This window comes from Rhizobium sp. AN68 (assembly GCF_030758035.1).
GTDB lineage: Bacteria > Pseudomonadota > Alphaproteobacteria > Rhizobiales > Rhizobiaceae > Agrobacterium > Agrobacterium tumefaciens.
Map to the genome: position 1 here is coordinate 720,207 of NZ_JARWMI010000003.1, position 20,826 is coordinate 741,032.

The following is a 20,826-nucleotide window of genomic DNA, read 5'->3' on the forward strand; positions in this document are numbered from 1 at the left end:
TTCATGGAAGTGAAAGTTTCCGGCATCACCAAGCAGTTTGATCGCTTTCCGGCGCTGAACGACGTGTCGCTCGACATTCGTTCCGGCGAGCTGATCGCGCTGCTCGGTCCCTCCGGTTCCGGCAAGACGACGCTGTTGCGTCTCATAGCCGGCCTGGAGCAGCCGACCCAAGGCCGCATCTTCTTCGGTGATGAGGATGCCTCGCACCGCTCGGTGCAGGAGCGCAATGTCGGTTTTGTGTTTCAGCACTACGCCCTGTTCCGCCACATGACGGTTGCCGACAACATCGCCTTCGGCCTGAAGGTGCGCCCTTCCGCCTCCCGCCCGCCGAAAGCGGAAATCCGCCGACGGGTATCGGAGCTTCTGGACATGGTGCATCTGACCGGCCTCGAAAAGCGTTACCCCACCCAGCTTTCCGGCGGCCAGCGTCAGCGCGTGGCACTTGCCCGCGCAGTCGCCATCGAGCCGAAAGTGCTGCTGCTCGATGAACCCTTCGGCGCACTCGATGCCAAGGTGCGCAAGGAACTGCGCCGCTGGCTGCGCGAATTCCACGACCGCACGGGCCACACCACCGTCTTCGTTACCCACGATCAGGAAGAAGCACTGGAACTGGCCGACCGCGTCGTCGTCATGAGCCAGGGCAAGATCGAACAGGTCGGCACGGCGGATGACGTCTACGACACGCCCAATTCCCCCTTCGTCTTCTCCTTCATCGGCGGATCCTCCAGCCTACCGGTGACGATCCGCGACGGCCAGGTGGTGTTTCAGGGCGAGAGCATCGGCGTCGCCGAAAATGGCGCAGGTGAGGGCGAGCTGTTCTTCCGTCCGGAAGATGTGGTGCTGACCGACGAGAAAAACGCGCTTTACGGCAAGGTTACCACCTGTCGCCGCCTCGCCGGCACCCGCATCGCCGAAATCGACATCGCCAATAACGGCCATGACCCCTATCACCTCGAAATCGAGGTGCCGCTCAACGCCGCCGTGGCAGTAGGTGCCGAACTGCGGTTTCGTCCGACCCGGTGGAAGGTGTTTGGCAAGAAGTAGGGGAGATGCGGCTGCGATTGGCAGCTGGCGGTTCCCGGTCATACTGGCCTTGAGCCGGTATCCATTCAGCCCAAAGACTTGGTCTGGCTGGATCTCTGTGAAAAGCACAGAGATGAGGGAACCGGGTAAACGCGCGATCACCCCAGAAACGGAAAAGGGTCGCCAGAGGCGACCCTTCCATGAGCTTGGTCCTGTTTACAGACCCGGGACTGTTTCTCAACGTTCCGAAGGCAAGAGGTTTTACGCCGAGGGCTGCCCCGTCGAAAACCCACCCTTTCCATTGCCTGCACCAGAGACCGAAATCTCATTAGACATTGGATCACCTCCTTCCGATACGTTGAACATAACTAGAAGGTAGTACGATTCGTCATTAATGCAAGAGGTCTGATCAGGACACCCGCATCACGATCTTGCCAATATGATTGCTGGTTTCCATCAGCCGGTGGGCCTCCACAACTTCGTCCAGCGTGAAGACCTTGTTGATGACAGGCGCAACCTTGCCGCTTTCGATGAGCGGCCAGACCTGTTCGATAAGCTCATCACGGATGGCGCGTTTCTCGTCAGCGGTACGTGGCCGCATGGTGGAGCCGGTGACGGTCAGGCGTTTGACCATGATTGGCCGCAGATCGACCTTTTCAGCCACGGCGCCGCCCAGAAAGGCGATGATGGACAGACAGCCATCCTTGGCGAGTGCGGCAATGTTCTTTTCGAAATAGGCCGCACCGATCATGTCGAGAACCACATCAACACCCTTGCCATCGGTCTCAGCCTTGATGACGGCGGTGAAATCCTCGTCGCGGTAATTGATGGCCCGTTTGGCACCAAGCTTGACGCAGGCCTCGCATTTTTCCGCAGAACCCGCCGTCGCATAGACATCAGCGCCGAAGGCTTTGGCGAGCTGGATGGCAGTTGTGCCGATACCGCTGGTGCCGCCGTGGATGAGCACGCTTTCGCCTTCGGTCAGGCCCGCCATCTGGAAGAGGTTGGCCCAGACGGTGAAGAAGGTTTCCGGCAGCGCGGCGGCCTTGACGGCGTCGTACCCCTTGGGGAAGGGCAGGGCCTGCCCGGCCGGTACGGTGCAATATTGCGCATAACCGCCGCCATTGGCGAGCGCGCAGACCTTGTCGCCAGGTTTGAATTCGCTGACGCCTTCGCCGAGCGCCACCACTTCTCCGGCAATTTCGAGGCCGAGGATCGGGCTTGCGTCCTTCGGCGGCGGATAGGCGCCCTGCCTCTGCGCGACATCGGGGCGGTTGACGCCGGCCGCCTCGACCCTCACCAGGATTTCGCCTCTGGCGGGGGTTGGCAAAGGTGCTTGCGAAAGCTGCATCACCTCCGGGCCACCATGGGAGGGAAGGTCGATGAAGCGCATTTTTTCGGGCAGGGTCACATTTTCGGGCATGGCCAGGGGCAATTCCTCATTTGTCGGCGTTACCTGAAGATTTAGGACAGATGTACCGCTTAGGGAAGGAGGCCCTTTGTCGCTGATGTCATTTTGTCTCCCCGAACACCCGGATGACGAGGCCGCCATCGTTTTCTTTCGCGGCTGTCTTGATGCCGGCGATCTCGCTGCCGATGCGCTCGGGATTGGCGATGATCAAACCTTTTGGCAATGTGAGAACGCCGATGGAGCAACGCAGCAGGGCAAAATCCCGCTCATTGCCGCGACGGTCCAGCCCGACCATGCGACCGGCCTGACGATCCTCTGGCGAATAGAGTTCGGCCACTTCACCGTGAAAATCGCTCAGCAGCCGCTCTAGGATTTCCGTCAGTTCCTCCACCGCCCAGTCACGCACGCCGACGAAGAAGTCGTCGCCGCCGATATGGCCGAGAAAACAGTCGCCAGCGAAAAAGTAGCGACGCATCAGTGCGGAAAACAGGGTGATGGCGTGGTCGCCGGCATTGAAGCCGTATTTATCGTTGAAGGGTTTGAAATTGTCGAAATCGCAATAGCAGAAGAAACGGGTCTCATCGCCATCGCCGCAGCTGTCGGCGATGAAGCCGCCGATGGCGCGGTTGCCCGGCAGCGCCGTCAGCGGGTTCTGGTCCTGCGCCATCTTGAGCTGTTTTTCATTGATGACCTTGATGAGCGATGCGGCTGAGACGATGCCGGCGTAACGCATGTTTTCGGTCAGGATGATGCAGGCGCTGCCGCCCATGCTGGCGAACATGTTCATCAGTTGATCGGCATCGGCGTCGAGACCCACGATCGGCGCGGGATCGACGAAGTGGGAAATGGTGCGCTCGTAGATCTTGTTCTTGAGGAGATCGCGCCCGAAAGGCCGGTAGATGTATTCCTTGAGGTGATATTCGTTGATGACGCCGCGCGGTTCGCCATTGGCGTTGAGCACCGGGAAAAACGCCTGCTGCGGGTTTCTGCGGAACAATTCGAAGACGCTGTCGACGCTGTCATGCTCATAGACGGTGGGAAGACGCTCTATTTCGCGACGGATGAGGATTTCGTCCAGCGACTGGCTGTTGCGCCGCGCCACGCCCACGCGGTTGAGGTGCGGAAAGCTCTCGGGAAGTTCGCTGGTGAAAACCGTCGGCCTGGCGATCAGCCAGCCCTGCACCAGATCGACGCCATATTCGCGGCAGGTGAGAAATTCCGCTTCGGTCTCGATGCCTTCCGCAATGACCCGGACGCCGAGAACATGAGCGATGTTGACGATGTTGCGCACCAGATGCTGCTTGCGCGGAAGATGATCGACACCGCTGATGAAATGCCGGTCGATCTTCAGGTAATCAAGCGGATAGTCGCATAAAAGCTTCATCTCGCCGTGACCGGCGCCGAAATCGTCGATCGCCAGCTTGAAACCTTCCTTGCGCATGCGGGCGATCAGCGCCTTGAACTCCGGCACGCTGGTATTGTCGAAACGTTCGGAAAGTTCAAAGCATATGGAGGAGGCCGGAATGCCCGCCCGCGCCAGATGGCCAACGAGCTTGTCGAGAATGGCGTCCCCGTGCGGGATAAGCCTTACATCGAGATTGAGGAACAGGGTGGTGGTGGAAAAATCCGCCAGGGTGGAGAATTTAGCGAGCGCCCGGCTCGCCAGCATCTGCTCGAAGGCCTTCAGCTCGCCATCCTCGGCAGCCTGGTCGAGAAGCGCGAGCGGATTGGAAAACCCAAGCCGGTCATGGCCGCGCATCAGTGATTCATATCCGAAAATCGTGCCCGTCGTCGCCTCGACGATCGGCTGAAACGCGGTTTCAAGCACAAGCTTCGCCATGGGAAACATGTGCCCGGAGGCAAACCGCCTTATGACATCGTTCTCCAGCGTTACGGCCGGCATTTCTGTTCTCCGCTATTGCCAGTTCCCGTTGGTGGCATGACAAGTCAAATGCACACACGGGAACTTGTCTCTTTTCAGCAGACAATCGCAGATTACAGGTCAACAAAAGCTTTCACGACTGTGAAGCTTTAATGAAGGTTTTGTCACGGGCCCCTCAATAGCCAGGGGTATCCGGCAGGCCCTCAGGCCCGGCGCACATGTCCGGTGTGAGCGGCGTAAAGTTCCGCAACATTCAGGCGTTCGCGATCCGCCTCGACAGGTGCTGCAGCCTCTGTATCTGCGCCGGTTGCGGCAGCAGAGGCCGCCCATAGTCTCAGCGCGGCCCTTACGACCTCGCTGCCGGATGCGTAGGCGCCGCTATTCACGGCCTCGCGCATTCTTGCTGCCTGTTCCGGGGAAATCGATACTGTCACCATTGGCATGATATCACTCCCTTGTTCAACCGTTGCGAAGGCATCTCCGGTCCGTGCCGGGACCTGATGAGGATCGCGGTCTTGCGGGCGTTTTTTCAGTTTTCGTCTGGCGCCGCTTCCAGCGAAATTTGTATCACTCAGCATATTAGCACGAAACGTGTTCCATTCCCAATTTGCAGTATATCACGGTTTAGTTTTTCCCCTGTGAGCGGCTCCTCGGCATGGGAGCGGCTAGTCTTATCCGGCCTTGCCCGGTTTTCTTTGATCCATGGCAAATCAGCGACATGAAATGGCGCGTTTTTTATTGATTGATTGATCAATCAAGAATATTTTGCCCGCCATCAAGGAGACCCTTATGCCCAAGATCGGAATGGAGCCTTTGCGCCGCAAGGCGCTTGTGGATGCGGCGTTACGCACCATAGGCCACCATGGTTCGCTGAATGTGACAATGTCGGATATTGCCCGGGAAGCGGGCGTATCGCCGGCGCTTGCGCATCATTATTTCGGCAGCAAGCAGCAGCTTCTTCTGGAAACCATCCGCAGCCTGCTGCGGGATCTGAGGCGCGATGCGGTGGCGGCGCTGACCCGCGCCAATGGCCCGCGCGAACGGCTGAGCGCCATCGTTCACGTCTCTTTCCAGAGCGACCAGTTCACGCCCGAGACGGTGGCGGCATGGCTTGCCTTTTATGTGGAGGCGCAGCGCTCGGAAGAAACCCGCCGCCTGCTGGTGCTCTATTCCCGTCGCCTGCGCTCGAACCTCATGGCAAGCCTGAACCGGCTATGCCCGCCCGATGACGCGGCGCGCATTGCGGAAGGGGCGGCAGCCCTTATCGACGGGCTGTATATCAGGCACAGCCTGCGTTCGGCCCCGCTTGGGCTCGCCTCAGCGCCGGCCCTTGTCGAAGACTATTTCGACTTGCAGCTCAAACCATATCCTGATGGACAGCGCCCGAAGCCGTCCGTCCGCATTCTCTAGGAGTATTCGACATGACTATCGCGACGTCTCTCAGGGCGCAGCCCAAAGCCTCGCATTTCATTGATGGCGACTATGTCGAAGACAATGCCGGCACGCTTTTTGAAAGCGTCTTTCCGGCCACGGGCGAAGTCATTGCAAGGCTGCATGCGGCAACGCCCGCGATTGTCGAGCGCGCCATTGCATCGGCCAAACGCGCCCAGAAGGAATGGGCGGCAATGAGCCCCATGGCGCGCGGGCGTATATTGAAACGCGCCGCCGATATCATGCGTGAACGCAACGAGGCGCTCTCCACGCTCGAAACGCTGGATACCGGCAAGCCGATCCAGGAAACCATCGTCGCCGATCCGACCTCGGGTGCCGATGCCTTCGAATTTTTCGGCGGTATCGCGCCTTCCGCGCTGAACGGCAACTACATCCCGCTCGGCGGCGATTTCGCCTATACCAAGCGCGTGCCGCTCGGCGTCTGTGTCGGCATCGGCGCATGGAACTATCCACAGCAGATCGCCTGCTGGAAGGCGGCCCCGGCGCTCGTTGCCGGCAACGCCATGGTCTTCAAGCCCTCGGAAAACACCCCGCTCGGCGCTCTGAAGATTGCCGAAATCCTGATCGAGGCAGGGCTGCCCAAGGGCCTGTTCAACGTCATTCAGGGTGATCGCGATACCGGCCCGCTTCTGGTCAACCACCCGGATGTCGCCAAGGTCTCGCTCACCGGCTCGGTGCCCACCGGCCGCAAGGTGGCCGCCGCCGCCGCCGGGCATCTGAAGCACGTGACGATGGAACTCGGTGGAAAATCGCCGCTGATCGTGTTTGACGATGCCGATATCGAAAGCGCTGTCGGCGGCGCGATGCTCGGCAATTTCTATTCTTCCGGTCAGGTCTGCTCCAACGGTACCCGCGTTTTCGTGCAGAAAAAGGCAAAGGACCGCTTCCTCGAAAACCTGAAGCGCCGCACCGAGGCGATGATCCTCGGCGACCCCCTGGATTACGCCACCCATCTCGGCCCGCTGGTCTCCAAAGCCCAGCAGGAAAAGGTGCTTGGCTATATCGAAAAGGGCAAGGCGGAGGGTGCGACGCTGGTAACCGGCGGCGGCATTCCCAACAATGTTGCAGGCGAGGGCGCCTATGTGCAGCCGACCGTGTTTGCCGATGTGACCGATGACATGACCATCGCGCGCGAGGAAATCTTCGGCCCGGTCATGTGCGTGCTGGATTTCGATGATGAGGGTGAGGTTCTGGCCCGCGCCAACGCCACCGAATTCGGCCTTGCCGGCGGCGTCTTCACCGCCGATCTGGCCCGCGCTCATCGCGTGGTCGACCAGCTGGAGGCGGGCACGCTGTGGATCAACACCTACAATCTCTGCCCGGTGGAAATCCCATTCGGCGGCTCCAAGCAGTCTGGTTTCGGGCGCGAGAATTCGGCGGCGGCGCTGGAGCATTATAGCGAGCTGAAGACGGTTTATGTGAGCACAGGCAAGGTGGACGCGCCTTATTGAGATTTGGTGGGGGGGGGGGCACACCCTCAGCCCGTTAATCGGAACCAACGCTCATTGAAGAGAGAGCAAATCATGCACGCAGATTACGTCATCGTCGGTTCCGGTTCCGCAGGCTCCGCCATCGCCTATCGCCTGTCGGAAGACGGCCGTTATTCGGTGATTGTCATTGAGGCTGGCGGCTCGGATTTCGGGCCTTTCATCCAGATGCCGGCCGCACTGGCCTGGCCGATGAGTATGAAGCGCTACAATTGGGGCTATCTCTCCGAACCCGAACCGAACCTCGACAATCGCCGCATCACCGCCCCACGCGGCAAGGTCATCGGCGGTTCGTCCTCCATTAACGGCCTTGTTTACGTGCGCGGCCATGCCGAGGATTTCAACCGCTGGGAGGAATTGGGCGCGCATGGCTGGGCCTATGCGGATGTGCTGCCTTATTTCAAGCGCATGGAACACAGCCATGGCGGCGAAGAGGGGTGGCGCGGCACGGATGGGCCGCTGCATGTTCAGCGCGGGCCGGTCAGCAATCCGCTGTTCCACGCCTTCATTCAGGCTGGTGCGCAGGCAGGCTTCGAGCTGACAGACGACTATAACGGCTCCAAACAGGAAGGTTTCGGCCTGATGGAGCAGACCATCCATAATGGCCGCCGCTGGTCCGCCGCCAATGCCTATCTGAAGCCGGCGCTGAAGCGCGGTAATGTCACGCTGGTCAACGGCTTCGCCCGCAAGGTCGTCATCGAGAACGGCCGTGCCGTCGGCGTCGAAATCGAGCGCAGGGGCGGGGTGGAAACAATCAGGGCCGATCGTGAGGTCATCGTCTCGGCATCGTCTTTCAATTCGCCGAAATTGCTGATGCTTTCGGGCATCGGGCCTGCCGCTCATCTGAAGGACATGGGCATAGAGGTTAAGGCGGATCGGCCGGGTGTGGGCGCAAACCTTCAGGACCATATGGAGTTTTATTTCCAGCAGGTCTCCACCAAGCCGGTGTCGCTTTACTCCTGGCTGCCCTGGTTCTGGCAGGGGGTCGCGGGCGCGCAATGGCTGCTGTCGAAAGGCGGGCTAGGGGCCTCCAACCAGTTCGAGGCCTGCGCCTTCCTGCGTTCAGCGCCTGGCCTGAAACAGCCTGACATCCAGTACCATTTCCTGCCCGTCGCCATCTCCTATGATGGCAAGGCTGCTGCGAAAAGCCATGGTTTTCAGGCACATGTCGGCTACAACCTGTCGAAGTCGCGCGGCAATGTCACGCTGCGTTCCGCCGATCCGCATGACGACCCGGTCATCCGCTTCAACTATATGAGCCACCCGGAAGACTGGGAAAAATTCCGCCATTGCGTGCGCCTCACGCGCGAGATTTTCGGCCAGAAAGCCTTCGACGATTTTCGCGGGCCGGAAATCCAACCGGGCGAAAAGGTGGAGACGGACGAACAGATCGACGCCTTCCTGCGCGAACATCTGGAAAGCGCCTATCACCCCTGCGGCACCTGCCGGATGGGCGACAGGAACGACCCCATGGCGGTCGTTGATCCCGAATGCCGGGTGATCGGCGTGGAGGGGCTGCGGGTCGCCGACAGCTCGATCTTCCCGCATGTGACCTATGGTAATCTGAATGGCCCGTCGATCATGACGGGCGAAAAGGCGGCGGACCACATCCTTGGCAAAACCCCGCTGCCGCGCTCCAATCAGGAGCCGTGGGTAAACCCGCGCGCGGCTGTCAGCGACCGGTGAGGGTCAATGGTAATCATCCTCACGCTGGTGGCGAACGGCGGCAATGGTGACTGTTTCCGGGCCGTCGATGCGGAACAGCACGATATAGCCGGATGACCCGAACGGCACGAGGAGTTCACGTATCAGCCCGTTTTCAGAAGATGCCTTACGGCAACTGAAGGGAAAATCGCTGAGAATGTCTAATCCTGCTCTTATGGCGTGAATGGCCTTCTCGGCCACATTGATGTCGTATGCGATCAGAAAATCATAGATGCGATCGAAATCCGCCAGTGCTTCTTCGGTATAACGAAGCTGATATGTCATTTCCGTTTCGCGGCTTTCGCAGCATCGAGTTTTCTTTGCATCATCGAAAGAACATCGTCGGTGCTATAATAGACACCGGTTCGCTCCGCTTGTTCGAGCGACGCCAGCCCGCGCGCAATGAATTCCGCCTGCGATTTGCGGATTTCCACCTGCCTGCGGACCGAATCCTCGACAAATGACGATAGCGTCTCGCCGTCTTTCAGAACGCTTTCTGCCGCCTCGCGGAAATCCGCCGTTACACGCAGCGAAGGCAAAGTTGCGGTTTTCATCTTTTCTCTCCATGCGTTGCATTTGCGATGCGCAGCTTCTGCCATCTGTCGCAACGAGTCAAATGCAAAACTTGCAATCGCCGGCTGGCAGGCCGATAAAAGGGCCTCCCGCCCGACAATAACTGAAATCACCGATCTGGATCCCCATGCCCGTCGACTACAAAAAGCTGAAGATGCTCCGCCGTTCCCGTGTTGTGTGGGGTTCATGGCGGGTGTGGAAGCCGAGGGCAGTATTCTGGATCGGCGCGCTTGCAGTCGGCATCATCAGCGTCGGGTTTGCCTGGGCGGCGGATCGCGCCCAGCATCTTTTCTTCTCGGCAACATCTTCCGGCGAATGGGCGTTTCTGCTGCCGCTTGTCGTGACGCCGCTCGGTTTCACGCTGTGCGCCTGGCTGGCGCTGACGGTTTTTCCCAATGCCGGCGGCAGCGGCATTCCCCAGGCCATCGCCGCGCGGCACCTACGTGACGACGCGGATCGTTCGCGGCTCCTGTCGCTGAAACTCGCTTTCGGCAAGGTCGCGCTGACGGTCGTCGGGCTTTTGTCCGGTGCGTCGATCGGGAGAGAGGGACCAACCGTGCAAGTCGGGGCCTCGATCATGCTTCAGGCGGCGCGCTGGGGCGGCATGGCACAGGCAAAGGGTCTTATTCTTGCCGGATCAGCGGCGGGTATTGCGGCAGCGTTCAACACACCGCTGGCCGGCATCGTGTTTGCCATCGAGGAAATGAGCAAGACCTACGAATCCCGGGCAAACGGCCTCGTCCTTACCGCCGTCATCCTGTCCGGCCTTGCCTCGCTGGCGCTGGTCGGCAGCTATACTTACTTTGGCACCAGTTCCGTCATGGCGAAAACCATGATGGACTGGCTGCTTGTACTGGTCTGCGGCATTGGTGGTGGTGCGTTCGGCGCGCTGTTCAGCGCGGGGGCGCTGCGCCTGTCCGCGCGCATCCGGCGCTTCGCCCAGGCCATGCCGTCAAGGCGGATGCTGGCGGTTGCCGCCGCCTGCGGCCTTGCCTCCGCCGTCATCGGTATTGCGACTGATGGCGCGACCTTCGGAACGGGTTACGAACAGGCGCGCGCCGCAATCGAGGGCCAGGCCGCACCGGCCTTCTTCTTCATCGAAAAGCTGGCGGCCACGTTTCTGGCGATGATGTCGGGCATTCCGGGCGGTATATTCGCGCCGTCGCTGTCCGTGGGCGCGGGCTTTGGCAGTACGATGGCGACTTTGCTGGGTACGAGCATCGGCCTTGGCGCCATTGTCGGCATGGCGGGATATTTCGCGGGCGTGGTGCAGGCCCCCATGACGGCTTTCGTGATCATCCTCGAAATGACCGGCAATCATGACGGCGTCATCCCCATCATGGTGGCATCGATGCTGGGATATCTAACCTCCCGGCTATTCTCCCGGGAGCCGCTCTATCACGGCCTGTCGCGTGTTTTTATTGCCCAGAGCATCCGCGCCAAACGCGCAGCACAGGCCGCTGAGACCTGACCCGACTTTACGCGCGGATACCCGCCACTCCGAAATAGCCAAGTCCCGGTATCTTCACACCGGGCCGGCTGAAATCGAAACCCGCGACCAGGCCGAGGAAATTGACCTCGAAGCCGCTGCGTGCGCCCGCCGAAATGCCGAACAACCCGCCAAGCGAGAGGCTCGCATCCTTCCAGTCGTCGGCGACGTGGTAAAACGCGCCGTTGGGCAGATAGTCGCGGCCCACCGCGTCTGATGGCAGAACCACACCGAGCTCCGGCACGCTGCGCAGCACATGGGCAACGAAAGTGTTGGAGTTGGGACCGGGATAGATACGATAGCCGCCCGGTTTGCCATAGGGATAGTCGGCAATCGCCTGTTCGATCTTCGGGATCAGTTTTTCCGCTGCGGCCCCATGAATGGCCACCACCTGACGCGGCGTGTTGGAATACCAATAGGCATCCGCCGGATAGCCATTGTGGCGTATCGGCATTCCCCAGCCCACCTTGTCGTAGCGATCGTAGGCCGTCGCGCCCGGCTTTTTCAGCACGATCCAGGCATGGCTGGCGACGGAGCCTTTAAAGCCACCGGTCATGGCGGAAAAAACGTAAACCGCCGCCTGCCGGTCGGCACCTGCTTGCGGCAGGGTGCCGGAGGAAGACCAGCGCGCGTCACGCCAGCCCTGCGGGTGATCCCTCATTGCCCACAACCCCGCCGATGCCAGAGCTGGCAGCAGATAGATGATGGCAATCGCCAGCAGCAGACGTTTTGCAAATTTCACTGATAGCCTCGTGCATCGAAAAATCAATTGCGCTATCAACGACATAAAATCAGAACTTTTTGAGGCCGCAAAAATGAACAATTCCGTTACCGTCGAAGTCCTCAGGGGCAGTCTGGTCGAAAGCCGCCACCAGGGTCTTGCAGTGGTGGTGGATGGCGATGGTGGCGTCGTGTTTTCAGCTGGTGATGTCGAGCGTGGCGTCTTCCCGCGTTCTGCCTGCAAGGCCATGCAGGCGCTGCCGCTGGTGGAAAGCGGCGCGGCGGATGCCTATGGCTTCGGCAATCGCGAACTGGCGCTTGCCTGCTCTTCTCATTCCGGCGAGGACGAACACGCGGCGCTCGCCGCCTCCATGCTCGCAAGGGCGGGCAGGGATGTGGATACGCTGGAATGCGGCGCGCACTGGTCTTCCGACCAGAAGACCATCATCCATCAGGCCCGCACGCTGGAAAAGCCGACGGCGCTTCACAATAACTGCTCCGGCAAGCACTCCGGCTTCATCTGCGCCTGCTGTCACACAGGCACCGACCCCAAGGGCTATGTCGGTTACGACCACCCCCTGCAGCGGGAAATCCGCGCGACGATGGAAAGCCTGACGGGTGCGACGCTTGGCCATGACAATTGCGGCGTGGACGGTTGCTCGATCCCCACTTATGCCGTGCCGCTCAAGGGTCTGGCGCATGGTTTTGCCAAGATGGCGACGGGCAGGGGGCTGGAGGCCGGGCGCGCGCAAGCCTCCTGCCGGCTCTTTGACGCCTGCATGGCGGAACCCTTTTACGTGGCGGGCACCGGCCGCACCTGCACCAGGCTGATGCAGATCGCGCCGGGCAGGATTTTCGCCAAGACCGGTGCGGAAGGCGTGTTCGTGGCCGCACTGCCGGAAAAGGGCATCGCCATGGCGGTGAAATGCGAAGACGGCACGACGCGTGCGGCGGAAGCGATGATTGCCGCAATGCTGGCGAAATATTTCGATGGCGCCGAGAACGAGGCGCTGCTTGCCATGGCAAACCGGCAGATGCGCAACTGGAACGGCATCCACGTCGGCGATATCCGGGTTGTCGGCCTCTAGAGGCATCTCCTGTAAAACTGCGCAGCGGCTTAAGACAAAAAATAAGGCGCGCGGTATGCCTTCGGTTAAACGCGACACGCTTCAGAAATAACCTTTGACGCGGCCCGCTGCCGGCAGGATGATGGTTTGCCCTTGCATGTGATGGTCTGCCAGATCGCCGCCGCAGGGGCTGGCGTCTGCACGCGAGGAGGTGGGCGCCCCTCATTGCCCTGGAGGTTGCATATCCATGTTCACACTGTTTTTCTCCCCCGGTTCCTGCTCCCGCGCCAGCCATGTCGTGCTTGAGGAATCCGGCCTGCCTTACACGGCCCATCGCGTCAACTTCGCCGAGGGCGAGCAGCGCTCCGAGGCATTCCTGAAGATCAACCCGAAAGGCCGCGTGCCAGCGCTGGCAACGGCAAGCGGGGTGCTGACGGAAACGCCTGCCATCCTCGCCTTCATTGCGCAGATGGCTCCGGAGAAGAAACTCGCCCCACTCGACGATCCCTTCGAATTCGCCCTGATGCAAGCCTTCAACGCCTTCATTTCCTCCACGGTGCATGTCGCCCATGCGCATGGCCGGCGCGGCAGCCGCTGGGCGAGCGAGGATAGTTCCCTGGCGGATATGAAAGCGAAGGTGCCGCAGACCATGACCGATTGTTTCGAACTGATCGAGCACGGCATGCTGCACGGCCCGTGGGTCTTGGGCACCGCCTATTCGGTCGCCGATCCCTATCTATTCGTCATGTCCGGCTGGCTGGAAAGCGACGGCGTGGATATCGCCCGCTTCCCGAAGGTGCATGATCACTTCAGGCGCATGAACGAGCGCCCGGCCGTGCAGCGGGCGCTGGCGGGTGAGAAGGGGTGATGTGCTAAAAAGCTTGCTTCGTCATCCTCGGGCTTGTCCCGAGGATGACGTCGAGTGCGAAGAGAGGTCTGCCAACTATCCCCACTAGTGCCTTCGTTCACGCCGCCTCGGCGGCCCGGCTGTCCCACATGGACTTGAATGCCGTGCGGGCCTGGCAGCGCTCCAGCCAGGCTTTCAGCGCCGGATGGGCGTCAAACAGCGGCTGGTGGCCCTGCGCGTAACGGACGATTTCCGCGACGTTGAGATCGGCGACGGTGAAACGGTCGCCTACCAGATAATCGTGGCTGGCAAGATGTTGCTCCAGCACCCGGAAGGGCCGCCTCAAAAGGCGCGCGGCGACATCGATCACCGCTTTGCCAGCATCGCTTTCCGAAAGCCCTTCGGCGATGGCGGAGGAAATCTTCAGCGAATTGGTCTCGATTTCGGTCGCGGCAAAGAACGACCATTGCAGCATCGCCGCATCTTCCTTCAGGTCGACCGGTGCGAGCGGTCCGCCATATTTGCGGACGAGATAAAGGTTGATGGCCATGGATTCATAAAGCACCATGCCGTCATCTTCGATGCAGGGGATGGTGCCCATCGGATTGATGGCCAGAAACGCGGGGGACAGCGTGTTGAGCGGCGCGTCTGCGGCCAGGGGATCGGCAACGCGGCGGGCCTGCACGACAGGCACGTGCTTGAATTCCATGCCCAGTTCCCCGGCAAGCCAGAGCGTGCGCGTGGCGCGGGAACGGTAGACACCATAGATCGTCAACATCGAAGTCACCCTTTTACCTTTTCGATGGCGGCACGTTAAGTTCTCGTCCTTTTAAAGTGAAGTTGTGGATGTCAGGGTCAACTATGATTTTTTCTGATCCGTCAGGAGGTCCGTATCCGGTGACAGCCGGGCCTCGAAACGGTCGATGAACCGATCGAAAAGCCGCGCGAATGTCTCGACATCCTCCTCCGGCCATCCATCCATCACGTCCTGGATGACGCTCATCTTGGTCCGGCGCATTTCCTGCAGCAGACTGGTGCCAAGTGGTGTGATCTCAACGATGCTGCGGCGGGCATCCTCCTGCGAGACGCCGCGTTTCAACAGGCCGCGCCCGACCATATCCGCCACCACCCGGCTGCCGCGCGAGGGGTCGATGCGCATGCCCTCGGCAATCGCACCAACGGTGACATCGCCGTCCGCGCGGCGCAATATATCGAGAACGTCGATATGGGAGAGTTCCAGACCCGGAGCCACCTTGGCAAGCGCCATGCGCCCGATGATGCGCCGTCCGATCATGATGCGCATACGCGTCATCGTATTGCCGATGCGCTTGATGTCTTCGGGCAGATCCTCGTTCCAGTCTTCCTCAGTCGACACGCTCAGCCGTTCCTTTCAATCCCGATTTGCGATCACATTTAGCGCCAATATCATGGATGTCAAAAACTTGCCATTGACATATATATGCTAATAGCACACAAATTGTCGCAGCAAAATTGCCGAAACTCAACGAGATTTTTCATGGATATGTCCGTTGCCCCCGTGGCGCCGCTTGTGTCGGATCACCGGCGTAGGCTCATCGTTTTCCTGTTTCTGATGCTGGCCATGTTCATGGCTACCCTCGACAACCAGATCGTCTCGACAGCGCTGCCCACCATCGTCGGCGAATTCGGCGCGCTGGAGCGTTTCGGCTGGATCGGCTCGGCCTATCTTCTGGCGACCAGCGCGGTCATGCCTGTTTATGGCAAGCTCGGAGACCTGTTCGGGCGAAAATACGTGATGATCGCTGCGGTTATCATCTTCACGCTCGGCTCGCTCGCCTGCGGGCTGGCCTGGTCGATGGATAGCCTGATCGCGGCCCGCGTGCTTCAGGGCCTTGGCGGCGGCGGCATCATGGTTTCGATCTTCTCCGTCAATGCCGATCTGTTCGAACCGCGTGAAAGAGCCCGTTACCAGAGCTATTCCAGCCTCACCATCATGGCCTCGGGCAGCGTCGGGCCTATTCTCGGCGGCACGATGAGCGATCTGTTCGGCTGGCGGTCGATCTTCCTCATCAACCTGCCACTCGGGCTTATCGTCATCACCGGCCTGATTTTCCTGCTGCCCTACCGCCGTCCCGCGCGTCAGCCGAAGATCGACTATCTCGGCGCCGTCTTGCTGGCAGCGACGATCGCAAGCGTCGTCTTCTGGGCCGACAGCAGCGAATTGTTCGGTTCGCTTATTGCAGGTCCCAGCCTCGGTATTATCGCTTTCGCCGTCATCGCCGCCTTCCTCTGGGTGCAGGTGGAACGTCGCGCGCCGGAACCCGTGGTGCCGCTCAGGCTCTTCAAGGACAGCACCTTTCCGCTGTTGATGATCGTTTCATTGACCAGCGGCGGCATTGGCATCGGCATGGTCAATTATTACGCGCTGTTCCTGCAGACCACGACCGGGCTTTCCCCATCCCATGCCGGCCTGTTCTTCATCGCCGTCACCGGCGGCATCGTCATGGGTTCACTGTCTGCCGGGCGGTTGATCTCGATCACCGGCGTCTACAAACCGTTTTCGGTGGCCGGGCTTACTATCAATGTCATCGCCATGCTGCTTTTCACGCAGATGCATGCGGGAACGCCGCTTTGGCTGATTGCGATTCTCATGCTGGCGCAGGGTTTCGCCGTCGGCCTCGGCCAGCAGGCACCCATTATCGGCGTGCAGAATTCCGCGCCGAAGACCGATATCGGTGCCGCAAGCGGCGCGGTGACGCTCACCCGCATGGGCGGCGCAGCAATCGCCATCTCGGTCTATGGCGCGATCGTCACCTCCAGCCTCAAGGGCGTTGCCGTGACCATTCCGGGTGTCGGACGGATTGAGGAATTGACGCCGAAGATGCTCTCCGAACTGCCCGCGGCATCCCAGGCCGCCGTTGCCTCGCTCTATTCGGATGCCTTCACGCCGCTGTTCTTCGCAGCCGCCGCAACCGCCGCCATCGGCCTTGCCGCAGCACTGATGCTGAAACCGGTCCGGTTGCCAGCCGCAGCACAGGCGGCCAAGCCGGCGGAAAGTGCGGGGGAGTAGGGGGCGGCTGTCCTTATAAGGCGCGGTGAACTCGAGCTGTGCCTTCCTCCGGCAACTAGCTCTTCCCTCATCCCTGTGAGAAGCACAAGGATGAGGGATGGTTCCGAGCCTTTCCAATATACCCGCGACCTCTGAGCGCGAAAACAAAACTGCACCCCTGGAAATTTAACGCCCGTTCCGCGTTATGCTCGCAGCACTTTAAATTCGCGCGGGCGGCCCTATCTCAATGAATATGAAGCCGGAACAGCTCCTGAACTCCACGCCCAAGGGTCTTTATTGCCCGCCGGGCGATTTTTATATCGACCCGGTGCGGCCGGTGGCGCGCGCGTTGATAACCCACGGCCATTCCGATCACGCCCGCGCCGGCCACGGGGCGGTGCTGGCCACACGCCAGACGCTCGATATCATGCGCATCCGTTACGGCGAGGACTTCTGCGGCAGCGAGCAGGCGGTCGCATTCGGGGAGACGGTGGAGGTAAACGGCGTGACCGTCGGTTTCCACCCGGCGGGCCATGTGCTGGGTTCGGCGCAGATCTCCGTGGAAATGAACGGCATGCGCATCGTTGCGTCCGGCGATTACAAGCGCGGTATCGATCCCACTTGTACACCCTTCGAAACGGTGCCGTGTGATGTCTTCATCACCGAGGCCACCTTCGGGTTGCCGGTGTTTCACCACCCGCTGCCGCGGGTGGAAATCGGCAAGCTGCTCACCTCCATCAAGCAGTTTCCCGAGCGCACCCATCTGGTCGGCGCTTATTCACTCGGCAAAGCGCAGCGCGTTATCAGGCTCCTGCGCGACAATGGTTATGCCGATCCCATCTATATCCACGGCGCGCTGGCGCGGCTTTGCGATTATTACGTGTCGCAAGGCATCGATCTCGGTGAGCTGCGCCCCGCGACGCTTGAAAAAAGCGATCCCGCCATCTTTAAGGGCGCGATCGTCGTCGGCCCGCCCTCTGCATTTCAGGAGCGCTGGGCGCGCCGTTTCAACGAGCCGCTGATCGCATTCGCGTCCGGCTGGATGATGGTCCGACAGCGGGCGAAACAGGGCGGCGTGGAGCTGCCTTTGGTCATCTCCGACCACTGCGACTGGCCGGAACTGCTGGAAACCATCAAAGAAATTGGCCCGCAGGCCGTCTGGGTCACGCATGGTCGCGAGGAGGCGCTGGTGCGCTGGTGCGAATTGCAGGGCATTGCTGCCAAACCGCTGCATCTTGTCGGTTACGAAGACGAGGGGGGATTGAGATGAAAGCCTTCGCCACCCTTCTCGACCGACTTGTCCTCACCCCATCGCGCAACGGCAAGCTGAAGCTTTTGACCGATTATTTCCGCGATACGCCTGACCCAGACCGGGGGTATGGGCTGGCGGCGATTGCCGGCACGCTGGACCTCAAAAGCGTCAAGCCCGCAATGCTGCGCGAGCTGGTGCTGGAGCGCATGGACGAGGTGCTGTTCCGCTATTCATACGATTATGTCGGCGACCTGGCCGAGACCATCTCGCTGGTCTGGGGCAATATCGGCGGTCTGGATGATTCCGAGGCGCAGGATCCCCGTCTTGGCGAAGTCGTGACGCTGATGAATTCGCTCGGCCGCACCGAGGTGCGCGGAGCGGTGCGCGATCTGCTCGACCGGCTCGATACCTCCTCGCGTTTCGCCTTCCTGAAACTCGCAACCGGCAGCCTTCGCATCGGCGTTTCGGCGCGGCTGGCGCGGCAGGCACTGGCGGATTTCGCGGATAAGGACATCATCGAAATCGAAACCCTCTGGCACGGTCTGACGCCGCCTTACACGACGCTTTTCGCCTGGCTGGAGGGCAAGTCCGAGCGACCGGTTCTGGCAACGCCCGCCATCTTTCACTCGGTAATGCTGGCCACCCCGGTTGCAGACGGCGATCTCGATGGTCTGGACCCTGCCGATTATGCGGCCGAGTGGAAATGGGACGGCATCCGTGTGCAGCTTTCCCGCGCAGGCGAGACGCGCAAACTCTACTCCCGCTCCGGCGACGATATTTCCGGCGCATTTCCCGACGTGCTCGATGCCATCGATTTCGAAGGCGTGATGGATGGTGAATTGCTGATTGGCGGCACGGCGCGCTCCAACAATCTCACGCGCACCTTTTCCGACCTTCAACAACGGCTGAACCGCAAGACGGTGACGGCCAAGATGCAGGATGACTATCCGGCCTTCATCCGCGCCTATGACCTGCTGTTCGATGGTGAGAGCGACATTCGCGCGCAGACCTATCTAGAACGCCGTGGCCGCCTGTCGGATATCATCGAACATGCCCCGCATGACCGCTTCGACCTGTCTCCGCTCATCGGTTTTTCAACATGGGACGAGCTGAATACGCTGCGCGCCGCGCCACCCGATCCGGTGATCGAAGGCGTGATGATCAAGCGCCGCGACAGCGCCTATCAGGCGGGTCGCGCCAAGGGGCCGTGGTTCAAGTGGAAACGCGATCCCTACAATATCGATGCTGTCATGATGTATGCGCAGCGCGGCCACGGCAAACGCTCGAGTTATTATTCCGATTTCACATTCGGCGTATGGGCGGAAGGGGAGGATGGTGAACAGCTGGTGCCGGTTGGCAAGGCCTATTTTGGTTTTACCGATGCGGAGCTTGAAGTGCTGGACAAGTTCGTGCGCGACAATACCGTGGAGCGTTTCGGGCCCGTGCGCGCGGTGCGCGCCACGCCGGATTTCGGTTTCGTGCTGGAGGTGGCTTTCGAGGGCATCAACCGTTCCAACCGCCACAAATCCGGCGTTGCCATGCGGTTTCCACGCATTGCGAGGCTTCGCGCCGACAAACTCCCGGCGGAGGCGGATCGCTTGGCGACGCTTGTGGCGATGATCGATGGCGTTGATGGGTAGGGGTCTCCGCTGTCTCCCTCATCCCTGTGCTTGTCACAGGGATCCAGCCAGCCCAAGTCAATGGGCTGATGGGACTCTTCCCGCCGCGCCGATGCGCGTCGACTGGATTCCTGTAACAAGCCCAGGAGTAAGGGAATGTTTCGTCCAGAAAATGCCATGATGGCTGCGAATACATTGTTGTCATTCGCGAATCCGTGATTGGACAGCCTCTCGCCGCAGTGCTGAACTGCTTCTAATGTTTTGATCACTCAGGTGCGCATATGCCAGATAAACGCTTTCTCTCCTCAGCATTCGGACAGGAAGAAAGCGGCGCGACCTTAAGGAGCCTGACGCGGCGCAATCTGCTTGTGGGTGCCATGGGCCTGTCAGCAGCGGCACTTTTGCCCGCAGGTGCGAAAGCGGGCATTCCCACGCCCGAGGTGCTGCCGCTGGAAAAGCAGGATTACGGCGAGGCGCGCAAACGGTTCCATACCCATTTGCTGCGCAAAATGTCCGCTCCGGAAAAATCATCGCCGCTCGGCACACCGCCGGGCGCGGAACGGGTCACCTATCGTGGCGGGCCGGATGGTTCCATCGAGCTTGTGGCCTGGCTTTCCCATTATCAGCCCTCGACGGTACTCAAACCCGCAGTGCTTTTCCTGCACGGCGGCAACGCCACCGGTGACGGCCATTGGGCGATGATGAAGCCCTATTGGGAGGCGGGTTTCGTGGTGCTTTTGCCGTCCTTCCGGGGCGAAAACGGCCAGAACGGCAATTATTCCGGTTTCTACGACGAAACAGCGGACGCGCTGGCGGCGGCGACCTATCTGGAAAGCCTGCCCGGTATCGACAGGAAACGCTTCTTCATCGCCGGGCATTCCAATGGCGGCACGCTGACGCTCTTGGCCGCCATGAGCCGCAAATTCCGTGCCGCCGCGCCGATTTCTGCGGGCGTCAATTCATGGCGTTACTTCAACCGCTACTCGGACGAACTCTGTTTCGACGAAACCGACGAGCGGGAATTCATCATGCGCTCTTCGGTCTGTTTCGGCCCCAGCCTCAAATGCCCGGCGCTGTTGCTGCGCGGCACGGAGGAGCGCCCATTCGACGCCGATCACCAGCTTTTCGTCGACCGCGCCGTGTATTCGGGATTCAAGGTCGACAAAAAACTGCTGCCCGGCACACACAATGGCGTGGTGCCGGGCGCCGTGACGGAAAGCATCCGCTTTTTCAACGAATTTGCATAAAAAAGGGCCGAAAACCGCTTTGCGG

Annotated in this window: 19 protein-coding genes; 11 read left to right on the top strand and 8 right to left on the bottom strand. The window is 60.5% G+C overall.

What is annotated here, in order from left to right:
* Window positions 1-3 precede the first annotated feature (3 nt).
* Entirely contained in the window at window positions 4-1,044 is a 1,041-nt protein-coding gene (locus RBH71_RS16505) for a sulfate/molybdate ABC transporter ATP-binding protein (protein WP_323687420.1), read from the top strand.
* 388 nt (window positions 1,045-1,432) lie between these two features.
* On the opposite strand, the gene RBH71_RS16510 is transcribed toward RBH71_RS16505, so the two are convergent.
* From RBH71_RS16510 to RBH71_RS16520, 3 genes are all read right to left on the bottom strand, one after another.
* Window positions 1,433-2,446 (bottom strand): NAD(P)H-quinone oxidoreductase, encoded by a 1,014-nt coding sequence (locus RBH71_RS16510; RefSeq protein ID WP_003511875.1) that lies wholly within the window; start codon window positions 2,444-2,446, stop codon window positions 1,433-1,435.
* An 88-nt stretch (window positions 2,447-2,534) separates the two neighbouring features.
* Window positions 2,535-4,337 (bottom strand): GGDEF domain-containing protein, encoded by a 1,803-nt coding sequence (locus RBH71_RS16515; protein WP_003511876.1) that lies wholly within the window; start codon window positions 4,335-4,337, stop codon window positions 2,535-2,537.
* Between the two features lie 182 nt (window positions 4,338-4,519).
* Complete coding sequence (locus RBH71_RS16520; RefSeq protein ID WP_025592709.1) at window positions 4,520-4,759, bottom strand: ribbon-helix-helix domain-containing protein; 240 nt, start codon at window positions 4,757-4,759, stop codon at window positions 4,520-4,522.
* A gap of 346 nt (window positions 4,760-5,105) precedes the next feature.
* On the opposite strand from RBH71_RS16520, the gene betI reads away from it, so the two are divergent.
* The 3 genes from betI to betA all read left to right on the top strand — a co-directional run bounded on the left by betI (window position 5,106) and on the right by betA (window position 8,941).
* Window positions 5,106-5,726 (top strand): transcriptional regulator BetI, encoded by a 621-nt coding sequence (betI, locus tag RBH71_RS16525; RefSeq protein ID WP_003511878.1) that lies wholly within the window; start codon window positions 5,106-5,108, stop codon window positions 5,724-5,726.
* An 11-nt stretch (window positions 5,727-5,737) separates the two neighbouring features.
* Entirely contained in the window at window positions 5,738-7,219 is a 1,482-nt protein-coding gene (gene betB, locus RBH71_RS16530) for a betaine-aldehyde dehydrogenase (protein ID WP_003511879.1), read from the top strand.
* Between the two features lie 72 nt (window positions 7,220-7,291).
* The gene (gene betA / locus RBH71_RS16535) at window positions 7,292-8,941 is read left to right on the top strand and encodes a choline dehydrogenase (protein ID WP_065658185.1); all 1,650 of its coding nucleotides are present in this window, start codon (window positions 7,292-7,294) and stop codon (window positions 8,939-8,941) included.
* A 3-nt stretch (window positions 8,942-8,944) separates the two neighbouring features.
* Here betA and RBH71_RS16540 read toward each other — a convergent pair whose 3' ends face one another.
* Window positions 8,945-9,244 (bottom strand): type II toxin-antitoxin system RelE/ParE family toxin, encoded by a 300-nt coding sequence (locus RBH71_RS16540; RefSeq protein ID WP_003511881.1) that lies wholly within the window; start codon window positions 9,242-9,244, stop codon window positions 8,945-8,947.
* The gene (locus RBH71_RS16545; RefSeq protein ID WP_003511882.1) at window positions 9,241-9,513 is read right to left on the bottom strand and encodes a YlcI/YnfO family protein; all 273 of its coding nucleotides are present in this window, start codon (window positions 9,511-9,513) and stop codon (window positions 9,241-9,243) included. Before RBH71_RS16545 ends, RBH71_RS16540 begins: the two co-directional genes overlap by 4 nt.
* A 146-nt stretch (window positions 9,514-9,659) precedes the next feature.
* Here RBH71_RS16545 and RBH71_RS16550 point away from each other — a divergent pair, with 146 nt between their 5' ends.
* Window positions 9,660-11,003, top strand: a complete 1,344-nt coding sequence (locus RBH71_RS16550; RefSeq protein WP_003511883.1) for a chloride channel protein — start codon at window positions 9,660-9,662, stop codon at window positions 11,001-11,003.
* 7 nt (window positions 11,004-11,010) lie between these two features.
* Here the strand turns inward: RBH71_RS16550 and RBH71_RS16555 are convergent, their stop codons facing one another.
* Window positions 11,011-11,763 carry a DUF3750 domain-containing protein gene (locus tag RBH71_RS16555; RefSeq protein WP_003511884.1) on the bottom strand — a complete coding sequence of 251 codons (753 nt, stop codon included), beginning with the start codon at window positions 11,761-11,763 and terminating at the stop codon, window positions 11,011-11,013.
* A gap of 73 nt (window positions 11,764-11,836) precedes the next feature.
* Between RBH71_RS16555 and RBH71_RS16560 the strand changes: the two genes are divergently transcribed.
* Window positions 11,837-12,829 carry an asparaginase gene (locus RBH71_RS16560; RefSeq protein ID WP_323687421.1) on the top strand — a complete coding sequence of 331 codons (993 nt, stop codon included), beginning with the start codon at window positions 11,837-11,839 and terminating at the stop codon, window positions 12,827-12,829.
* A gap of 226 nt (window positions 12,830-13,055) precedes the next feature.
* On the top strand, window positions 13,056-13,676 hold the full coding sequence (locus RBH71_RS16565; protein WP_003511887.1) for a glutathione S-transferase family protein: 621 nt from the start codon (window positions 13,056-13,058) through the stop codon (window positions 13,674-13,676).
* Between the two features lie 97 nt (window positions 13,677-13,773).
* On the opposite strand, the gene RBH71_RS16570 is transcribed toward RBH71_RS16565, so the two are convergent.
* Both RBH71_RS16570 and RBH71_RS16575 read right to left on the bottom strand, forming a co-directional pair.
* Window positions 13,774-14,433, bottom strand: coding sequence for a glutathione S-transferase family protein (locus RBH71_RS16570; RefSeq protein ID WP_003511889.1), 660 nt, complete (start codon window positions 14,431-14,433; stop codon window positions 13,774-13,776).
* Window positions 14,434-14,514: 81 nt separating this feature from the next.
* A complete protein-coding gene (locus RBH71_RS16575; protein WP_003511890.1) occupies window positions 14,515-15,030 on the bottom strand; it encodes a MarR family winged helix-turn-helix transcriptional regulator in 516 nt (171 codons plus the stop codon).
* Window positions 15,031-15,171: 141 nt separating this feature from the next.
* Between RBH71_RS16575 and RBH71_RS16580 the strand changes: the two genes are divergently transcribed.
* The 4 genes from RBH71_RS16580 to RBH71_RS16595 all read left to right on the top strand — a co-directional run bounded on the left by RBH71_RS16580 (window position 15,172) and on the right by RBH71_RS16595 (window position 20,801).
* The gene (locus RBH71_RS16580; RefSeq protein ID WP_003511892.1) at window positions 15,172-16,704 is read left to right on the top strand and encodes an MDR family MFS transporter; all 1,533 of its coding nucleotides are present in this window, start codon (window positions 15,172-15,174) and stop codon (window positions 16,702-16,704) included.
* A gap of 226 nt (window positions 16,705-16,930) precedes the next feature.
* A complete protein-coding gene (locus RBH71_RS16585) occupies window positions 16,931-17,953 on the top strand; it encodes a ligase-associated DNA damage response exonuclease (protein ID WP_323572687.1) in 1,023 nt (340 codons plus the stop codon).
* On the top strand, window positions 17,950-19,575 hold the full coding sequence (locus tag RBH71_RS16590; RefSeq protein WP_003511896.1) for a cisplatin damage response ATP-dependent DNA ligase: 1,626 nt from the start codon (window positions 17,950-17,952) through the stop codon (window positions 19,573-19,575). Before RBH71_RS16585 ends, RBH71_RS16590 begins: the two co-directional genes overlap by 4 nt.
* Window positions 19,576-19,835: 260 nt before the next feature.
* The gene (locus RBH71_RS16595) at window positions 19,836-20,801 is read left to right on the top strand and encodes an alpha/beta hydrolase family protein (protein WP_003511897.1); all 966 of its coding nucleotides are present in this window, start codon (window positions 19,836-19,838) and stop codon (window positions 20,799-20,801) included.
* Window positions 20,802-20,826 lie beyond the last annotated feature (25 nt).